Genomic DNA, 18,174 nt, shown 5'->3' on the forward strand with positions numbered 1-18,174 from the left:
CTGACTACCGGCGCGAACAGCAACAGGCTGAAAAGAAGCGCCGTTTACCCACACAATACACGCCCCACCCTTTCCCGAGCGGCTGGCCCAATAGCTGGCCGAGCGACTGACGCGTTGGGCGTTTGGAGAATTACTAATGGCAACGCGCATGCTAATCGATGCGCGCCACTCGGAAGAAACCCGGGTGGCGGTCCTCAAAGGCAACCGGATTGAGGAATTTGATTTCGAATCTGCTGAACACAAGCAGATCAAAGGGAACATCTATTTAGCCAAAGTCACGCGGGTCGAACCCTCGTTGCAAGCAGCTTTTGTAGACTTTGGCGGCAATCGTCATGGATTCCTGGCCTTCAGCGAGATCCACCCGGACTATTACCAAATCCCGCAGAGCGACCGCGAAGCGCTGCTTGCTGAAGAGGCTGAGGCTGCTGAAGAAGAAGCTCGCCTTCGCGCTGAAGAGGAAGAAGAGGGCTTTACTCCCGGCGAAGAATACGACGCTGAGGATGAGAGCGCTGAGGCTCTGGCAGAAGATCTTGCCGAAGACGGCCTTGAAGAGATCGACACATCGGACAAAGACAAGGTCTCGACCATCGAAGACGGCGCATCTGATGATGATGGCGACGATGATGACGAAACTGAAGACGACGAAGAAACGGCCTCTGATGAAGACGACGACAAGAAACCGCGTCGTGGGCGTCGGGGCCGTGGGCGTCGCCGTCAGGGCAAAGGCAAGAAAGGCGGCCGTAGCCGTGCGAAAGAAGTCGACGAAGTGCGCGCCAAACGCATGGCACTTCGCCGCCGTTACAAAATTCAGGATGTGATCCAACGCCGCCAGGTTCTGCTGGTTCAAGTGGTCAAGGAAGAGCGCGGCAATAAGGGTGCGGCCCTCACGACCTATCTGAGCCTAGCCGGTCGTTACACCGTGCTTATGCCTAACAGCAGCCACGGTGGAGGGATCAGCCGCAAGATCAACTCAACAAGCGACCGTAAGCGATTGAAGGATGTTGTGAGCGGACTCGATCTACCCAAATCTATGGGCCTCATCGTTCGTACCGCAGGACTTTCACGCACCAAGACCGAAATTAAGCGCGACTTTGATTATTTGGCAAGGTTGTGGGACGGCATTCGCCAGAACACGCTTTCCTCGACAGCGCCTTCACTGATCCATTCCGACAGCGACCTGATCAAACGCGCGATCCGCGATATCTACAATCGTGAGATTGAGGAAGTGATCGTAGAGGGTGCCGAGGGTTATAAATCGGCAAAGGCATTTATGAAGATGCTGATGCCCAGCCACGCGCGCCGGGTGAAAGCCTATTCCGACCCCGTGCCATTGTTCCAACGCTACGGCGCAGAAGACCAGCTGCGTGCGATGTATGATCCAATGGTCCAGCTGAAATCGGGCGGCTATCTGATCATCAATCCGACAGAGGCTCTGGTATCGATTGACATCAACTCGGGTCGTTCGACCAAAGAGCATGGTATCGAACAGACCGCGCTTCACACAAACCTTGAGGCGGCACGCGAGATCGCCCGCCAGTTGCGCCTTCGCGATATGGCTGGTCTCGTCGTGATCGACTTTATCGACATGGAGTATAACTCCAACGTCCGTAAGGTCGAAAAGGCGATGAAAGAGGCATTGAAGAACGACCGCGCTCGCATTCAGGTAGGTCGCATTTCGGGCTTTGGCCTGATGGAAATGAGCCGTCAGCGTCTGCGCACTGGCGTCCTTGAAGCAACCACACGCGAATGCCCGCATTGTGACGGGACTGGCCTTGTACGCACGGCGTCTTCTGCCGGTCTTTCTGCGCTTCGCTTGATCGAAGACGAAGCGGCCAAGGGCAAAGGCACGATCATCAAACTCGCCGCCAGCACCGAAGCGGCGATCTACATGCTCAATGAGAAACGTGGCGAGTTGGTCGAGATCGAACAGCGTTACGGTGTCACCATCGAAGTCTCACCCGAAGGTGAGGATGAAGGCGCCAAAATGCACGTCTCCAGCTCCGGCCCTCGCCCTGCAGAAGCGCCCAAGTTTGAACCCATAGTCGATGAAGACGATGAGGACGATCTGCCCGCTGAGGACGATCTGGACGAAGACGATGACGATGCGCCGAAGAAAAAGAAACGCCGCCGGCGTCGCGGTGGGCGTGGCCGAAACAAGAAACGTCAGGATGAAAACGCCGCCGAAGATGAAGAAGCCTCAGAAGACGGCGATGCTCAAGAGGGCTCAGTTGAGGATACCACTTCTGAAGACGGTGCTTCAGAAGACGAGGAAAAACCAAAACGTCGCCGTCGCCGCGGTGGCCGAGGTCGTCGTCGCAAGCAGGATGGTGATGGAGAAGATTCCGCAGAGGAAGCCGCAACCGATGGTGACGCTATAGAATCCGATACTCCAGAAGCCGAAAATCCATCTGAGACTGAAGCAGCGAGCGAAGAGGCAAGCGAGGCAGAAACCGAAGCCAAGCCGGAAAAGCCCAAGCGCAAACGCGCACCACGCAAGAAGAAGGGTGATGAAAAGGCCGAGGAAGCGCCAGCTCCAGAGGCCGCCGGTGAAGAACCCGCAGCACCTGAACTTAAAGCCGAGGAAGAGCCCAAGCCAAAACGAAAACGCGCGCCCCGCAAAAAGAAGGTTGATCCAGCGCCAGACGCAGAAACTGCGAAGGTGGAGGCGCCGGTGTCAAAGGACAAAACGGCTCCCGCCGAAACTTCAGAAAGCGCGTCTAAAGATGCAGGCGAAGATGCTCCAAAAAAACGAGGCTGGTGGCAACGCACTTTCGGAGAATAGCCGTCTCGCGCAACCCCCACTTTATGGACTAGGCCTTGAAGCGGGGGTTGTGGCTCACACTTCCGCTTTTCTTGCCGCACCCCATTCGTTCCACATCACCCACTTGGGGGTTTTGGGCATATAGCCCTCCCCCAGCTCATTCACCTCAAACCCAGCCCCCCTGAAGGCTGAAAAGATCGGGCGAGTGAGATGGCAACCCCCAGCGAGCTTTTTCCAAACTGGCTCAATCCGGTCTTGCCACTTGGCGACATTGGCATCTGGCGCACGCCCATGCTCCAGAAATAGCGCTGTCCCACCCGGCTTCAGGATGCGACGCATTTCTGAAAGAACCTGCTTAGGGTCCTCGACCGTGCAAAGCGTGAATGTGCACACCACGGTATCGAATGTACGGCTGGCAAACGGGATGTCCTCTCCCACCCCTTGGCGCATATCGACCGACCAACCATTCCCGGTAGCAGCCTCCCTGGCCGTCTCCAGCATCCCTTCATGGGGATCGATCCCAGCGTAGCTCGTCACCGCATCGACATCGTAGAATTGCTGATTGATCCCGCAGCCGCAACCGAGCTCAAACACGTCTCCACGCGCAAGAGGAACAACCATTGCTCGGCGCTTCAGAACCTGGCCAGTGCTGCAAGCACAGCCGATGACACGTGGCATGATATGCGCGTCGTACCAATCTCCAAGTCCCATGAATATCCCCTCCTCTTCGGTCTGGAGGCAGATTCTGCGAAAATGACGCATTTGCCAAGCCCCTAAGGCCTGATTTCCTTTCCAGCGAAATCGAAGATCTCGCCGCTGTCTTCGCTCTTCAGATGAGACAGAACCCGTATCAAATTACCGGCAGCCTTAGCGGGACCTGTCAATTGACCTTCAGCAAGGCCCTTTTGGAACGGTGCTGATAAATCAGTATCGACGGTCCCGGGATGAAGCCCAACCACGACACTGTGCGGGTGCGTGCGCCCCACCTCAATCGCAAAATTCTTGATGAGCATGTTGAGCGCAGCCTTTGACGCGCGGTAGGAATGCCATCCACCAAGGCCATTGTCCGATATCGAACCAACGCGTGCGCTAAGCGCTGCAAAGACAAACGGCTCATTACGAGGCATCAAAGGTAGTATATGTTTCGCAATCAGCGCCGGGCCGATCGTGTTGATCGCAAAAACCTTTGCCATAACTTCGGGATTCAAGCGCTTGATAGTTCGCTCAGGGCCGGATCCCTCCTCCAGCGTCAGCACCCCGCTCGCTACGATCACCCATTGAGGTGGCTCTTCACGCATCAACCGCGCTGCTTCCGCGATGCTGGCTTCATCGGTGAGGTCAAAAGCAAAGCGGGTGACATTGCTCGAAGTCACCCCTCCCGAACGCGAACCGGCATAGATGCACTCACATCCGATTCCCTTCAACTCCTCCAATAGTGCAGCCCCGATTCCTCCGCTTGCTCCAAAGATCGCAGCACGCTTTGGTGGAATCGTGCCTTCACCCAGCATCAGACGAGTGGTTTGGTTTCCTACATTGGTCATCGCAGCTACAGCGAAATGAAAGCGATTGAGTTCCCGCGAAAACAGGCGAGTGGGAAAAGTGTTGCTTTAGGCGAATCTGGCAAAGTATTGATAAGCGACAATTTTGGGTCTCTCGGGCCGTCATTAACACAACAGTGGTGTTCCACTAACGCACTTTAGCATTGCCTCGTTGAGTGAGAAGCAAGTCCCATATCAATCCTCGCAACACCCTCTCTCTTGCCACTCTCAGCCAAGGCGCTAGAACGGCCTTAAAGCAAACAGGAATAGGCGATCATGGCGACCTTCACGTTACCGAAGAACTCGAAGATCAAAGGCAAAGGACAAGTCCATAAAGCCTCAGGAGGATCGCGGATCAAATCATTCAAGATCTATCGTTATGATCCCGACACTGGCGAGAATCCTCGCTATGACAAGTTTGAGATTGATCTTGATGAATGCGGTCCCATGGTCCTGGATGCATTGTTTAAGATCAAGAATGAGATTGACCCAACGCTGACATTTCGCCGGTCATGCCGAGAAGGGATTTGCGGGTCGTGCTCGATGAACTTGAACGGCCAAAACGGTCTCGCCTGCACCACCGCGATTGAAGACTTGAAGGGCGAAATTCGCATTACGCCTCTGCCACACATGGATGTCATCAAGGATCTTGTCCCCGATTTCACTCATTTTTACGCGCAATACGCATCGATCAAACCGTGGCTGCAAACCGTCAGCACTACTCCATCTGGCAAAGAGCGCCTGCAAAGCCCGAAAGAACGCGAGAAGCTGGATGGATTGTATGAGTGTATCTTGTGCGCCTGTTGCTCCACCTCATGCCCATCTTATTGGTGGAATTCAGACAAATTCCTGGGACCGGCTATCTTGCTTCAGGCGTACCGTTGGCTTGCCGATAGCCGCGATGAGATGACTGGCGAGCGCCTAAATGAATTGGAAGACCCGTTCCGCCTCTATCGCTGCCACACGATTATGAATTGTGCGAATGTCTGCCCGAAAGGCCTGTCGCCAGCAAAAGCGATTGCTGAAACGAAAAAGATGATGGCCGAGCGCGCCATCTAGGCAGGCTTGGGATGGTCGCGCGCGAAGAGTATTTCGAGGATGGTCCCTGCCCCGACAACCCGGGATGGCGGCAATGGAACATCAAGGATGACACAATTTTCAACGGCGTGGTGATGGGACATCTCATAACCCGAGTCGATGACGACGGTAAGTCTCGCCTGCGCATGTTTCCTGACCGCAAGCATCAGAACTTGCAGGGCATTATCCATGGCGCAGTGACTCTCGCGCTGATCGACATCTCGATGTTCACCACCATGCATATGATCGGTAGCGGAGATGCCGGTCCCTCGGTCACACTGGAGCTATCGACCCAATTTGTTGGCGGTGGCGATCCGGGAAAGCCGCTTGATGCCGTAAACGAGATTGTACGCGAAACCGGCAAACTCATGTTTATTCGCGGGCAGGTTGTGCAAGCCGATGACGTAGTTGCTTCTCATTCCGGAATCGTGCGTAAAATGAAACCACGGCCCTCTGAAGCTACACAATGAAATCCACGCTCGCCCGCTTTGAGCAACTGATTGCCCATGGCGAACTGCAAGCAGATCCTGATCAAAGGCGAGCCGCCGCGCGGCTCGACACACTGCAAAAAGAATTGGAAGCAGAGCGTCCTGGCGGCCTTCTGACGCAGCTCTTCTCTCGCAAAACCCCGCGGGCCCAAGGCGTGTACATGTGGGGCGGCGTTGGCCGGGGCAAATCCATGCTTATGGATCTCTTCCACGATAGCCTGCGCATCGAAGAAAAGCGCCGGGTCCACTTCCATGCATTTATGCAAGAAGTCCACGAGGCGATGCGCGAGGCGCGCAAGACCCACGAGGGCGACCCTATTCCTCCGGTTGCAGCCAAGTTGTCCGAGGGAGTCCGGGTGCTTGCCTTCGATGAGATGGTGGTAACCAACTCAGCTGACGCAATGATCATGAGCCGCTTGTTCACCCAGCTCATTCTGGAGCGCGATGTCACTATCGTAACCACCTCTAACAGGCCGCCCGAAGACCTCTACAAGGACGGCCTGAATCGAGAGCATTTCTTGCCCTTCATTGACCTAATTCATACCGAGCTTGATGTGGTTAGCCTCAATGGCCCAACCGATTACCGGCTCGACCGAATTGGCGACATGGAAAGCTGGTATGCCCCGATTGGTGACGAGGCGACCGCAAAGGTTCGGGAGGTGTTCTTTCGTCTCACCGACTTCGATCCAGAAGACGCGGCCAATGTGCCGGCGGGCGAGTTGGCGGTCAGTTCCAAACGAACCATGCGTGTGCCAAAATCGCTGAAAGGCGTTGCGGTATTCAGTTTTAGGCGCTTGTGCGGCGATGCACGTGGAGCCCCCGATTATCTGGCGATAGCGCGCTTCTATCACACAGTAATTATTGTCGGAATTCCGCAAATGGGACCTGAGCAGCGCAATGAAGCTGCACGCTTCGTGACATTGATTGATGCGCTTTACGAAAACCGGGTGAAGCTGTTCGTAACTGCCGCAAGCACACCAGAGGACTTGTACCAATCAGGCGACGGCAGTTTCGAATTTGAACGAACTGTTAGCCGCCTTAATGAGATGCAAAGCGATGAGTATATGGCATTGGGCCATGGTGAGGATGCGGAAGCAATCGAGGCCTGACTGGTTTAGGCACCGACAGTCAAGCGGCCGCAAGACGATCAGCGATACGGGCTTGCGCTGATACAAGACGGCTCATGACCTTCAAGTCTGTCTCAGAAAGCTGAAGCGCAGCATCAGCCCAAAGCTCTGTAATATCAGTGAGTTCTTTCAACTCAATCGGCCAGACGCGATCCGTGGCCTTGCGTGCACCGACCAAGCCTGCATGACGGCGCTCGGACTTCTTTATGAACTCGCGAACGGCACTCTCGCCTTCGCCAGGCTCAACAACCTGGTGGACAATGCCAAGTTCGAACATCTCTTCCGCAGTGTAAGTCCTGTTCGAGACAACGATGCGATCCGCCATCGCTGTCCCAAGCTTGCGTGAAAGGAATGCGTGCGCTCCCATCCCAGGGAAAAGACCGAACATAATTTCGGGGAGACCAAACGTTGCATGCCGCTCCGCAATGATATGGTCGAATGAAAGGAGAGCCTCAAACCCTCCGCCTAGCGCGGCGCCTTGCACCAACCCGATTGTTAGCATGGGTAAGTCGAGCGACTTCACATTGCGCTCAAGTATTGCGCAGCAACGATGGCCGTACTCGACAAGTCCCTTCCGATCCTTAGAACGGATCAATTGCTGAAAAAGCTCAAGATCGCCTCCAAAGCAAAAGACATCGTGCGACCGACTTCCCAGAACAAGATAGCGAAGCGGCACCTTTTTTGAACCAAAGCCGTCAGCGATCAAGTCTTGCCACCGCTCAAAGTCAGCAAGCATGGCTGGGGTAAAGCTTGGTCGGCCCGAAGGGCGCATAAACGTCCACAAAGCTGCGAAGCTATCATCATAGAGAACGTCTAGCTCATCAAGCTCGAACAATCCTCCCGGAACAGCACTGTTAAGAACGCTCTCAGCGAGTGCGTCTTCGTCTCCTGTTAGCGGGATTGCATTCCCCGCGCCGCTGTCCATAGCATAAATCTCCGGACCTGACCCTGATACGTTGGCCTTATGACCTAACGCTTTTGCACGACTTCTTAAGCGCCGTGTCGGAAAGGAAGGTAGTCCGATATTGCACAATTTTGCAAATTAATATTTTCACTTTCTAGACAGTCTAGATCATCACTGTGACAATATGGGACAGTTAGCGGCAAGAATATTACACGCCAAAAAATATTCCGTCCTCAATCAAACGTTTGCCTAACCTCCCACGCCAATTCGCGAGAGCGATTTTTCAAGCATCAGTATTTGCCAAAGCGTCCGTGAATGGTCGCGACGACCGGAGATATGCGCCTCAGCAAGAGCGGCCACGCTGCGACCGCTCATCAAACCTGACTGGACCAAAGTCGATGCCGCTGCGATAGATTGGACTTCACTCGCCAATGGTCCGCGCATCCATTCAGCAATGGGCGTCACGAATCCCTGCTTGGGTCGGTAGAGCACATCTTGGGGAAGATAGCGCTCCATGCATTTCTTCAGTAGATATTTGCCCGTAGCCCCTCTCACGCGCATGCTATCGGGCAAGCGAGCCGCAAATTCTGCCAACCGATGATCGAGCAGTGGCTCGCGCGCTTCTAAGCTCACTGCCATGCTGGTTCTGTCGACCTTGGTTAAAATATCGCCGGGCAGCCAAAAAGTGAGGTCGGCGTATTGTGCACGATCGAGCCCGCTTTGCGCAGGGGCATCTCGCATAATCTGGTTCAGTTCATCCTCTGGCCTAAAACCATCAAGCTTTCGCCTTAGCTCAGCAGAGTAAAGCGAATTCCTGATCTCTGGTGGAGTAACAGACAGTGCACGGGCGTATCCTGCCTCGCCAGTTTCAGCGAGTGAAAGCAAGGTGGTCTTTGCACGCAAGGGCCGCGGGGCCCAATCGGCTTTGGGCCAGACTCGTCCCAATGATCCAAACAGTGTCCCGCGTAATCCTGCTGGAAGCAGCGAACGCAATCGCTCTTCATTGTGATGAAACACCTGCCGACGATAGCCAGCAAAAGCCTCGTCTGCCCCATCACCCGAAAGCGCCACAGTCACTTTTTCACGAGCCAGCTGACACACCCTCCATGTCGGCAAGGCGGAAGCATCGGCGAAGGGCTCGTCAAACATGGAAGCCAGCGCACCGATCTCCCCAAATTCGTCTTGGCTGACGGTTCGCGCTTCATGTGCCGTTCCAAATTGGTGAGCAATTCTCTTGGCGTAGCTTGTCTCGTCCAGCTCTGCGACATCGAAACCGATAGAACATGTGCGGACAGGATCTGGACTTGCCTCACTCATCAAAGCAACGACACTTGAGGAATCAACACCGCCCGACAGAAACGCACCCAGTGGAACGTCGGAAACCATTCGAGATTGGACCGCTTCGCGTAAGAGATGGACCAGTTCGGCCGAGAGGTCAGCCTCTTTACCCTTGCTACGCTCGGCAAAACTGATGTCCCACCAGCGCCTTTGAGGTTGCAAAGCTCTCCCTTGTTCGAGCAAAAGGAAGTGCCCCGCCCTGAGCTTGGTCACACCTTCAAGGATGGAATGAGAGTCTGGCACATAACCCCAAGCCATATAGGCATCGAGCGCCTGCGGGTTCAGTCGCTTGCGCATGAGAGGATGCGCAAGAAGCCCCTTCAATTCTGACGCAAAGATCAAACCTCCATCAGACAATTGGCTCAAGAAAAGCGGTTTCACTCCCAATCGGTCGCGCGCCAGAAAAAGTTGTCGTTTATCCAAGTCATAAATCGCGAAGGCGAACATGCCGTCGAGCCGTGCAAGGCAGTCAGGGCCCCACCGCTGCCAAGCTGCAAGAATGACCTCTGTGTCACCTTGGGTGCGAAACTTCGCGCCTTCCCGCACTAACTCATCGCGAAGTTCTCGAAAATTGTAGATTTCGCCATTGAAGGCAATCACCGCCCTTCCGTCGGTTGAATGCATCGGTTGCGGCGACCCTTCTAGGTCGATGACTGAAAGGCGTCTATGCCCAAGCCCTATACCAAGCTCGGTCCAAACCCCGGCGCCATCCGGGCCGCGATGAACCAACGCTTCGCACATTCGCTCAACCCTAAGGGGATCGACCGGTTTTGGCGTCTCAGCATGAAATATTCCGGCGATCCCGCACATTGTGGAAAGAGCGGTTAGCTGATTGCGTTTGAAGCGGCAATCGTTGCCGCTGCACCAGCGAGGATGGAAAGCGCCAACAACCCTGCAATTACCACAATGGGCCTCGCGAAGCCGACCTCTAGCCGCTGAATCAGGCCAAAATCATCAATTTCTTGAGTGGACCAGCCGTAGTCCTCCGGATCACGGTCGAAGAAGCGCCAGGCGATACCGAGAATGAAGACTACGACGAAAGCGAAGAAGAACCAGCCATAGAAGACATGGTCGAACCCTGCGGCAAACTCCACGCCTTGACTTTGCGCAACATAGATCGTTCCCCAGGCTCGGATGCCATTGGCGATGATCGGCACAATGATCGAAATCGCCATGAAAGCGGCGCGGTGCGACCACTTGGTAAACCTTGTGAACGCAACCAGCACCGAAAGCGTTAACATTGCAATCAGAAATCTGACACCTGAACAGGCCTCTGCGACGACAAATAGACCAACCGGCGTATCGATATATATGCCGTCGAAGAACGCAGGGATACCGCTCCATTGCGTTAGCGATATGGCAATTTGGGCAGTAATAATCTGGAGAGGCCCAATGATTTCGTCGCCAAAGGGGACCAGGAACACCCCGAAGCATAGCGGTAATGCAATCATGGTGCAGACCCGCGGCCCAAAGGCTGCGATGACGACACCTTGTAGCGCTCCAACTGCGCCGGCATGGGCAATCAGGTTTACTCCGGTGACCCTGCCGATAAGCCAAAGCCCCAACCCTGCTACGACGACCAATAGACCGGGTAACCATGGACGCGGATCGACCTTGGCAAGCTCATTTGATTTCAAGGCGATCAGCCAACCGATAATGACCGGGACAAGCAGGATGTGCGAATAGGTGTCGATGTTCCACCATTGGTGCAGCATCTCGTCCCATTCGCGCATAGTGACGGCAAATGTCGCGACCACCCCGAGGACGAACAACCCCAAAGCCTCACGCCAAGCTTTGCTCATGCACGTACGCGCTGGGCTTCCACGCTCGACTTGGATGGAAGCTTCAGGCTGCATCGCGCGCCTCCTCGCCTTGAGCGTTCACAAACCCGTCCAGCGGTGCGAGCATCGCCGCCCAATCGTGATGATCGATCACGAATTGTCTTGCAGCATCCCCAAGTGTTCGAGCCTTGCCTGGATCGGTTGTCAGCGCATTGATTTTAGCAGTGAATGCTTCCGGATCAGCCATACAATGCAACCAGTGCGTACCATCAATAGCGTCGATTCCGGTCGCAGCCTCTGGTGTCAGAACGACCGGCTTCGCCATGGCCATAGCCTCTAGCACCTTGTTCTGAACACCCCGCGCTATGGCAAGCGGCACCACAATGCAGTCGGCTGCAGCGATAAATGGACACACATCGGGAACCTCGCCCCAAATGGTCACTCCAGGGACCTTCCCTCGGGCCATTAATGCCTCGGTCGGATTGCGGCCAACTATGTGGAGTTCTGCGGCGGGGTTATCCCGTTGATAGACCGGCCACCAAGATTGGATGGCCCAAAGGGCTGCTTGCTCGTTGGGCGGATAGTCCATCTGCCCGGTGAAGACAAAATGAGGGCCCGAGCGGGAAGACAGCACAGGATGTGGTTCAGTCTGGTCCGGGTCAAAGACCTCACAATCGATCCCGTTCCCAAGGATGCGAACATTAACATTCGAACTGTCATTAAGACGCGAACTGAAGAGCTGCGCCTCATTGTTGCTAATCAGGATCGTCGCATCTGCGCGGTGAGCCAGTCGTTCCTCTTCAAATGAGAGAAGTCTACCCTCACGCGAGTTGAGCCAGACACGCTGCCCTGCCGCTGCATAGCCTTCGAACTTAGCGCTATCGACATCGCATAGATCGACGATCACTTTGCCGCTGAAGTCGGCCGGGATGTATTGTCCCATTTGGCCAGAGAAGACGAAGATCGTGGTGATGGGCCGATATGCAATGGTCTTTTGGACCCAGCTCTGCAGGCGGGCGCTGTGAAAGGCTGTGAGGCTGACAGGCTTGCCCGAGAGAACAGCTTCGAGACCTGCAAGCACCAACGGCTTTGTACGATTGACGATACGATGTGAGGCGGCCAGCGCTTTAACTTCTTCGCCTCCTGCCCGATCTTCATCAGACTCCGCGAAGCAGCCAACATGGACCGGAGCCAAGCTTGCCAACTTAGTAAGTAGATGTGCAGAGCGGATTCTGTCGCCTCGGTTGGGAGGGAACGGGACCCGGTGTGCAAGGAAGAGAATCTCGCTCATAAACGTAGCCCTAGGCAAGGCCTCGGGCTATGACGGGCCCTAGTGCGTTCGCCACGGGAAGAGGGAGCTTTTTCCAAAGCTCAATCTTGCGGTTGTATGCTTCGCTTGTGGGATCGACATTTCGGGCTTTGGCACCAGGCGGTGTCCAAATAAAATAGGTCAGCGGCTTGGGTTCGAACCCCCAGTTTCTCTTGAATTTTGCCGGCCCGCTTCCCGTTTTCGAGCGTCCGAAATCGAAGCGATCCATCCCACGCGCCCTCGCATGTCGCATCAGCTCAAAATACATGAGTTCGTTGGCTCTCGCGCCTCGAGCGGCAAAACTCCCACCGCCCCAAAACGGCATGACAGCCCCATTGTGGTAGAACGAAAACACGCTTGCCAGTCGTTCGCCATCGCGTGCAATCGTAAGAATGTCGCTTGCGTCAGGAAAGGATTCGAGCATGGCGCGAAACAGCAATTTGGGAAACACGGGAGTGCCTAGGTTTCGAACACTCTCCGAATAGGCCGCATAATGCGCCGCCAAGTCCTCAACAGATCGCCCAATTCGCACCTCGAGCCCGTTTTTGACACCTTTGCGCACTTCGGCACGTGACTTGCGCGGAATGGCGAGCAGTTCAGCTTCGTCGTCGGCGGCGAGGGGACGTTCGAACCCACAATGCTTGTCAGTGACAGCCTCCCAACCCTCGGGCACCGCACCGCCACGCAGCTCAACACTGCCGAAACCAAGCTTGACCGCGTGTTTTTGTGCCACCCTTGCAAGCTCATTCGCAACCTCAGGAGTTTCGGCCACAATCCCGCCGCCTACACCAAAACCGCTTGAAACGAGCGCTTTGCCAAAAAGGAATGATCGCACCTCGGTAATGGGCAGCCAGCCCCGGATTACCCCAAGCTGTTCAACCACAAAGCCGCCAGCGCGTCGGCCCGTCCCCCACTCCACAGCCTTCAGCCATTGTGGTCGGTGAAAGAGGCTTGCGCCTTGCTCGGCCACAAAGCCATCAATCCGCTTGAGGAGTTTCGCATCCTTAAGATCAACTGGCGAAGCCTTGAGCGAAAGGCGGACGGGTGCATTCATCTTACCCCTCCACCACCAACCGGCGATACCGGGAATTCGATAGCTCGACGCGCCTCAATCTCAGCTAGCGCATCCATCCGCCCCCATTCAAACTCGCACACTAACTTTCGCAGTTTGCCCGCCATCTTTTCAAGATTGGTGTAGTGACGAAGCTTCGAGCGGAGTGATGCATTTCCCACACGAGGCTGTTCCGGGTCCACTTCCCAAGGGTGGAAATAGAACACCGCCGGACGGTCATCCTCGCGGTTCACTTGCGCGATTGCCCAACGCGAAAATGCATACGGCAGTACGCGGAAGAATCCCCCTCCCCCAGCGGCTAACCTCCTCGAACCGAACTGTGCTGTCGTCACGGGAATCTCGACCAACTCCGCGCCTTGGATAGGGCGAAATGCAAATCGCGGAGCATCGCGCCAACCATAATGGTCATGCACAATCGGGGCGACGCTTGATGAATATCGGTATCCTTGTTCGGCCAGCACATCGAATGCCCATGCCGAACGTAGGTCAATGGAGAAACTCGGTGCGCGGTAGCCCGTGACCGCCTGCCCCGATACATCTTCAAGAATTTCGCGAGTGACACGAATGTCCTCGGCGAACTGCGATGGTTCAAGAGTGAAGACTCGCGCATGGTCAAGCCCATGGCTCGCCACCTCATGGCCCGCGTCGGCGATACGGCGGATCACATGCGGGCTGTGTTTGGCGACCCATCCAAGAGTGAAAAAGGTCGCGCTGACATCCGCCTCGGCAAACAGATCAAGAATACGATCCACATTGCCCTCAACGCGGGCATCAAGACTGTCCCAATCGCTGCGGGCAATGACTTCCTCAAACGCACCCACTTGAAACCAATCCTCAACATCGACGGATAATCCGTTGACGATGGGCTCGCTTATAGCATCCGGGAAAGGGAATGGGCTTTCGGCATTCATCTATCAGGCCGCCTCGCGCGGCTTGTCGTCCTCGAGCCATTCGATCAGCATTGTAAGCACATGACGGAACGAACGTTCCTGCTCTTCAAGCCGAGCTTCGATGCGGCCAAGGGCTTCGCTCACGTCCTCGCCATCACTTGTCAAAGTCAATTTGTGCTCGGGGTCGGCACCTGCCGCTTGAAGCTCGCCAATTGCCGCTTCGAGTTCAGCAGTACGGGCATCACGCTGCGCCATAATCGCGGCCACTTCGGTTGCGGGCACGCTTTCAATCTCAGCCTGGGCTTCGGGAGTTACCGGCTCAGCAGGAACATCGAGATGCACTGTGGGCTTTGGCGCAGGATCTAAATGGCGAGTCTCTTCCGAGTGCTCTAAGATCACCTCAACGGCAGCTTCCGATGCTTTAACCCGGTTTCCTCCACGCAGTTGATCTTCCTGCATCTCGTCAAGAACAGCGTCCAGCATCTGAACGCCCACCTCACCACGCTCCTCGATCGCTCCGAGAAGGAGGATGCGGTTCATGATCTGGTTCACACGACGCGGGATTCCATCGGTCGCGGCATAGAGCCCAGGCAGTAGCCCCTCACCCAGAACCGGTTGAGCTTCCCAGCCCACATGCGTCAGACGGTGGTGGACATAGTCCTCCAGTTCCTCTTCATCGAGCGCCTCAAGATGATGCGATGCGATGACACGCTGTCGCAGTTGATCGAGGTTTGGGTGATGCGCCAATGTCTTGCGAAACTCGGGCTGACCCAGAAGCAGGCTCTGCAAAAGCGGGTGCGAGCCCAGTTGGAAGTTGGAAAGCATGCGCAGCTCTTCGAGCGCGGTGAAATCCAAATTCTGACACTCATCCACGATGAGCAAACAACGGCGGCCCGCGCGTGCTTCTTCCTGGAGGAATAACTCAATTGCACCAAGCGCGCCCGCCTTGTCGTTGCCTTCTAGCGCAATTCCAAAGGACTGAGCCACAACATGAATAAGCTCTTCGCCATCGAGCGCGGAAGTGACAATCTGAGCCACAGTCAGCGCCTCTGGATCAATGCGTTCCATTAGATGCGCAACAAGTGTTGATTTCCCTGCGCCCACTTCGCCGGTGATGACGATAAAACCTTCACCCTGATTGAGCCCGTATCCAAGATAGCTCATCGCCTTTTTGTGGCTCGCGCTCTCGAAATAGAACTCTGGATCAGGGGTCAGCTGAAACGGTCGTCCACTAAAGCCGTAATATTGATCGTACATTTTCCCTAACGCTCCATCGATCCCTTAGAAGTCATACCGGAGGCCCAGCAGAGCTGTGGCTGTGGCAAAATCTTCATCAGTGAATTCGCTGTCGAAATAATCCACTGCGACCGCTGCGCGTGCAGACAGTCGACTGGCGATTGTGCGACTAAAGGCGGCGGATGCACCAAAGGCGGTTAAATCGCCGTTTTCGTCGCCGCCGGTCTCAAACCGGTTGGCATAGGCATTGGCTGCCAACACACCGCTTCGGCCGATCTCGCGGCTCAGCGAGCCTGTAATGTAGTAGCTTTCATCACGAAGCCCATCGATGCCTGCGAGCGCGGTTCCTTCGGCTGCAATAAAAGTGCGACGGTCATAACCAATGCCAAGAGCCGCGTTCAGTCGACCGATACGCTGCTGATAGCTCGCGGCCACTCCGCGACCCCGGAAGGCAGCACTGCGAATTGAGCCAAGCGGATTGATCAGGCCAACTCCGTCCTCGCTTTGCACAAGACCCCCGAAATCGCCTGAAAGCGGGTTGCGCTGCGCTGTAAAGTCGCTCGAAAGCTGCGCCAGCGAGTTGTTGAGTACACCGCCAAAGCCGGAAACTCCGTCATAGACCTGAACCGCAAACGAGCTACGGCTGCTCGGGACATAGGTGAAGGTCCCGTAATAGGTGGTGCTGTCATAGCGTTCCCCCACACGCGCTTCGAGACTGGTGCGAGAACTTGGGCGCCAAAGGACACCGACATCCCACAAAAGGCCATCGACATCGAATGCGAGCAGGCGATCCGAAGCGCTATCGGTGATCAGTCGGCCATCATCGCCAAAGACTGGATTGCCATCGGCATCGCGGACTGCATCGCGACTTGAAATCTCTACATCTTCATAGCCAACGCCGCCTACAATCGCCAAAGTGGGCGATACCGGCACGGTCACATCGCCGCGTACATAGACATCGCGGACACGCTGATCGAGGTTGGATAGATCTTCTTGGAAGCCTCCAGCGCTGACGGCCACCCCAATTGGCAGGAGGTCGTCCGGACGGGTACCAACAGCGACACGGCCTGAATAGGTCACACTGTCATCGAAGATATCAACCTGTTCACCAGCGGAGTTGAACACCGCATCATTCGCTTCAAACCGATTGTAACCAACGCGCGCATTGCCAGCGATCTCGAAGGCGCCGGCACGGGTCCGGAAATCAGGGCCAATGTAGCCGCTGTAAATCTCGCTCGTCGCATCATCGCTTACCAGCGGGTTTGGCGACACGGCACCGCTGCCATCCACGCGAGTGCGGCTTGCAAGCCCGCCAGCCTGAAGCGTCAGGCTTTGTGGGATGACCGAAAGATAGCCGCGTGCAATGCCGCTGACGGTGTCGGTGTCTACAGAATCGTCACCATAGCCGATATTGCGCTCATATCGCACCGAGACCGAAGCCCCGCTATTGCGTCCTTGGATGGCAGTATCCACGCCGGCAGCAAGCTGCGTGAACGTAAGCGTTTCACTTCCAGGCGACAGCTCTGCCGATACGATCTGTGAAACCTCAATATAGGGCTGTAAGGTGACTGCACGGTCTCCGCCTTCTTGAGCCGCTACAGGGGTGGTTACTGCCATTGCAGCGACCATGGCGACTAGACATTTGTTCAGATAACGCATTGTCATCCCTCCCTCTCGCCGTAGTCGCCAAATCGGCGACCGGACGGGCTGAATTGTGTTGCATTGAGTAAGAGCTTGATGTCGTCACACGCGGATAGGAGCTGGACAGCATCGTCGAGCGCAGCCCGGCTTGTTTCATCTGCACGCACCACAACGAGCGCCTGACCAACGTGCGCAGCCAACTCAGCGGCAGGCGATGCAGCAAGTGCTGGTGGTGTATCGAAGATAAGGAACCGGTTTGGCGCACCGCGGGTCAAACGATCGAGGACTTGGCCTGTACGCTTGCTGGTCAGATACTCGGCATCGCGTGCGCTGCTTGCGCCAGCGGGCAGGATGTAGAGCCCCTTGATATCGGTCGGGGAAACAAGGTCTTCGGGACGCAGGCTCTTATCGGCCAGCGCATCCATCAGTCCGGAACCAGTTTCAACGCCTAGACGGCGGGTTACCGATGGATTGATCACATCGGCATCCACCAGGATGACTTCAATGTCACGTTCAGTCGCCAGCGCGATAGCCAGATTGGTGGCGCAATAGGTCTTGCCCTCACCCGCATGCGGCGAACACACCAATACACGGCGCGCAAGGTCATCGCCAGAATGACGCGCATCGGCGAGAAGCTCGCGCTTCACGATGCGAAATTCTTCTAGAAGCCCGGTCACAGGCGCTTCTGGCGAGATTAGTCCCTCTGCCTCAAGCACATCACGATCAATCTGGACACGTGGGCCCCGAAGAGCGACAGCGCGCTCTACCTTGGGTTCGGCCTGCCTAGGCGCAATTTCACTCGCGTCGTCTGAAGGCACCTCAAACTGCTGATTCCCTTTGACCGCCGCGCGCTTGTTTGGTGGTATAATGGCCCGCGGCGTGGCGGGTAAGTTAGCGGGCACTGGTTTCGCACCAAACCCGTCCAGTCCAAATACCGCATCAGCCCGCTCCAGGAGCGATGCTTTGCGCGCAGTCTTGCGAGAGAAGTTTGAATGCTCAGTCATCAGGGTCT

General features: G+C 55.7%; 15 protein-coding genes. 4 read left to right on the plus strand and 11 right to left on the minus strand.

The window, feature by feature from the left end:
• Positions 1–136 precede the first annotated feature (136 nt).
• A complete protein-coding gene (locus Q0778_RS02345; protein WP_298304936.1) occupies positions 137–2,782 on the plus strand; it encodes an Rne/Rng family ribonuclease in 2,646 nt (881 codons plus the stop codon).
• A 54-nt stretch (positions 2,783–2,836) separates the two neighbouring features.
• Here the strand turns inward: Q0778_RS02345 and Q0778_RS02350 are convergent, their stop codons facing one another.
• Together Q0778_RS02350 and Q0778_RS02355 are read right to left on the minus strand one after the other, a co-directional pair.
• Complete coding sequence (locus Q0778_RS02350; protein WP_298333709.1) at positions 2,837–3,472, minus strand: class I SAM-dependent methyltransferase; 636 nt, start codon at positions 3,470–3,472, stop codon at positions 2,837–2,839.
• Between the two features lie 62 nt (positions 3,473–3,534).
• On the minus strand, positions 3,535–4,302 hold the full coding sequence (locus tag Q0778_RS02355) for an SDR family NAD(P)-dependent oxidoreductase (protein WP_298333711.1): 768 nt from the start codon (positions 4,300–4,302) through the stop codon (positions 3,535–3,537).
• Positions 4,303–4,575: 273 nt separating this feature from the next.
• Here Q0778_RS02355 and Q0778_RS02360 point away from each other — a divergent pair, with 273 nt between their 5' ends.
• The 3 genes from Q0778_RS02360 to zapE are packed head-to-tail and all read left to right on the plus strand — an operon-like array spanning position 4,576 to position 6,973.
• Positions 4,576–5,358, plus strand: coding sequence for a succinate dehydrogenase iron-sulfur subunit (locus tag Q0778_RS02360; RefSeq protein WP_298304926.1), 783 nt, complete (start codon positions 4,576–4,578; stop codon positions 5,356–5,358).
• A gap of 11 nt (positions 5,359–5,369) precedes the next feature.
• Complete coding sequence (locus Q0778_RS02365) at positions 5,370–5,846, plus strand: PaaI family thioesterase (protein ID WP_298333713.1); 477 nt, start codon at positions 5,370–5,372, stop codon at positions 5,844–5,846.
• A complete protein-coding gene (zapE, locus tag Q0778_RS02370; protein WP_298333715.1) occupies positions 5,843–6,973 on the plus strand; it encodes a cell division protein ZapE in 1,131 nt (376 codons plus the stop codon). The genes Q0778_RS02365 and zapE overlap by 4 nt, the downstream gene beginning before the upstream one ends.
• 19 nt (positions 6,974–6,992) lie before the next feature.
• Here zapE and Q0778_RS02375 read toward each other — a convergent pair whose 3' ends face one another.
• From Q0778_RS02375 to Q0778_RS02415, 9 genes are all read right to left on the minus strand, one after another.
• On the minus strand, positions 6,993–7,916 hold the full coding sequence (locus Q0778_RS02375) for a crotonase/enoyl-CoA hydratase family protein (protein WP_298333717.1): 924 nt from the start codon (positions 7,914–7,916) through the stop codon (positions 6,993–6,995).
• Positions 7,917–8,144: 228 nt separating this feature from the next.
• Entirely contained in the window at positions 8,145–10,043 is a 1,899-nt protein-coding gene (locus tag Q0778_RS02380) for an XrtA/PEP-CTERM system amidotransferase (protein ID WP_298333719.1), read from the minus strand.
• A gap of 14 nt (positions 10,044–10,057) precedes the next feature.
• A complete protein-coding gene (gene xrtA, locus Q0778_RS02385) occupies positions 10,058–11,089 on the minus strand; it encodes an exosortase A (protein WP_298333721.1) in 1,032 nt (343 codons plus the stop codon).
• Positions 11,079–12,305 carry a TIGR03087 family PEP-CTERM/XrtA system glycosyltransferase gene (locus Q0778_RS02390; RefSeq protein WP_298333723.1) on the minus strand — a complete coding sequence of 409 codons (1,227 nt, stop codon included), beginning with the start codon at positions 12,303–12,305 and terminating at the stop codon, positions 11,079–11,081. Before Q0778_RS02390 ends, xrtA begins: the two co-directional genes overlap by 11 nt.
• A 10-nt stretch (positions 12,306–12,315) precedes the next feature.
• Entirely contained in the window at positions 12,316–13,377 is a 1,062-nt protein-coding gene (locus Q0778_RS02395) for a FemAB family XrtA/PEP-CTERM system-associated protein (RefSeq protein WP_298333725.1), read from the minus strand.
• On the minus strand, positions 13,374–14,306 hold the full coding sequence (locus Q0778_RS02400) for an XrtA system polysaccharide deacetylase (RefSeq protein WP_298333727.1): 933 nt from the start codon (positions 14,304–14,306) through the stop codon (positions 13,374–13,376). Before Q0778_RS02400 ends, Q0778_RS02395 begins: the two co-directional genes overlap by 4 nt.
• A gap of 3 nt (positions 14,307–14,309) precedes the next feature.
• A complete protein-coding gene (locus tag Q0778_RS02405; protein ID WP_298333729.1) occupies positions 14,310–15,542 on the minus strand; it encodes an XrtA/PEP-CTERM system-associated ATPase in 1,233 nt (410 codons plus the stop codon).
• Positions 15,543–15,566: 24 nt separating this feature from the next.
• A complete protein-coding gene (locus Q0778_RS02410) occupies positions 15,567–17,180 on the minus strand; it encodes a preprotein translocase subunit YajC (RefSeq protein WP_298333731.1) in 1,614 nt (537 codons plus the stop codon).
• A 2-nt stretch (positions 17,181–17,182) separates the two neighbouring features.
• Entirely contained in the window at positions 17,183–18,166 is a 984-nt protein-coding gene (locus tag Q0778_RS02415; protein WP_298333733.1) for a P-loop NTPase, read from the minus strand.
• Between the last annotated feature and the right edge of the window lie 8 nt (positions 18,167–18,174).

The organism is uncultured Erythrobacter sp. (assembly GCF_947502395.1).
GTDB lineage: Bacteria > Pseudomonadota > Alphaproteobacteria > Sphingomonadales > Sphingomonadaceae > Erythrobacter.

Coding starts and splice junctions, on each gene's coding strand:
- Q0778_RS02345 (WP_298304936.1), top strand. CDS start 137: ATGGCAACGCGCATGCTAATCGATGCGCGCCACTCGGAAGAAACCCGG.
- Q0778_RS02350 (WP_298333709.1), bottom strand. CDS start 3,472: ATGGGACTTGGAGATTGGTACGACGCGCATATCATGCCACGTGTCATC.
- Q0778_RS02355 (WP_298333711.1), bottom strand. CDS start 4,302: ATGACCAATGTAGGAAACCAAACCACTCGTCTGATGCTGGGTGAAGGC.
- Q0778_RS02360 (WP_298304926.1), top strand. CDS start 4,576: ATGGCGACCTTCACGTTACCGAAGAACTCGAAGATCAAAGGCAAAGGA.
- Q0778_RS02365 (WP_298333713.1), top strand. CDS start 5,370: ATGGTCGCGCGCGAAGAGTATTTCGAGGATGGTCCCTGCCCCGACAAC.
- zapE (WP_298333715.1), top strand. CDS start 5,843: ATGAAATCCACGCTCGCCCGCTTTGAGCAACTGATTGCCCATGGCGAA.
- Q0778_RS02375 (WP_298333717.1), bottom strand. CDS start 7,916: ATGGACAGCGGCGCGGGGAATGCAATCCCGCTAACAGGAGACGAAGAC.
- Q0778_RS02380 (WP_298333719.1), bottom strand. CDS start 10,043: ATGTGCGGGATCGCCGGAATATTTCATGCTGAGACGCCAAAACCGGTC.
- xrtA (WP_298333721.1), bottom strand. CDS start 11,089: ATGCAGCCTGAAGCTTCCATCCAAGTCGAGCGTGGAAGCCCAGCGCGT.
- Q0778_RS02390 (WP_298333723.1), bottom strand. CDS start 12,305: ATGAGCGAGATTCTCTTCCTTGCACACCGGGTCCCGTTCCCTCCCAAC.
- Q0778_RS02395 (WP_298333725.1), bottom strand. CDS start 13,377: ATGAATGCACCCGTCCGCCTTTCGCTCAAGGCTTCGCCAGTTGATCTT.
- Q0778_RS02400 (WP_298333727.1), bottom strand. CDS start 14,306: ATGAATGCCGAAAGCCCATTCCCTTTCCCGGATGCTATAAGCGAGCCC.
- Q0778_RS02405 (WP_298333729.1), bottom strand. CDS start 15,542: ATGTACGATCAATATTACGGCTTTAGTGGACGACCGTTTCAGCTGACC.
- Q0778_RS02410 (WP_298333731.1), bottom strand. CDS start 17,180: ATGCGTTATCTGAACAAATGTCTAGTCGCCATGGTCGCTGCAATGGCA.
- Q0778_RS02415 (WP_298333733.1), bottom strand. CDS start 18,166: ATGACTGAGCATTCAAACTTCTCTCGCAAGACTGCGCGCAAAGCATCG.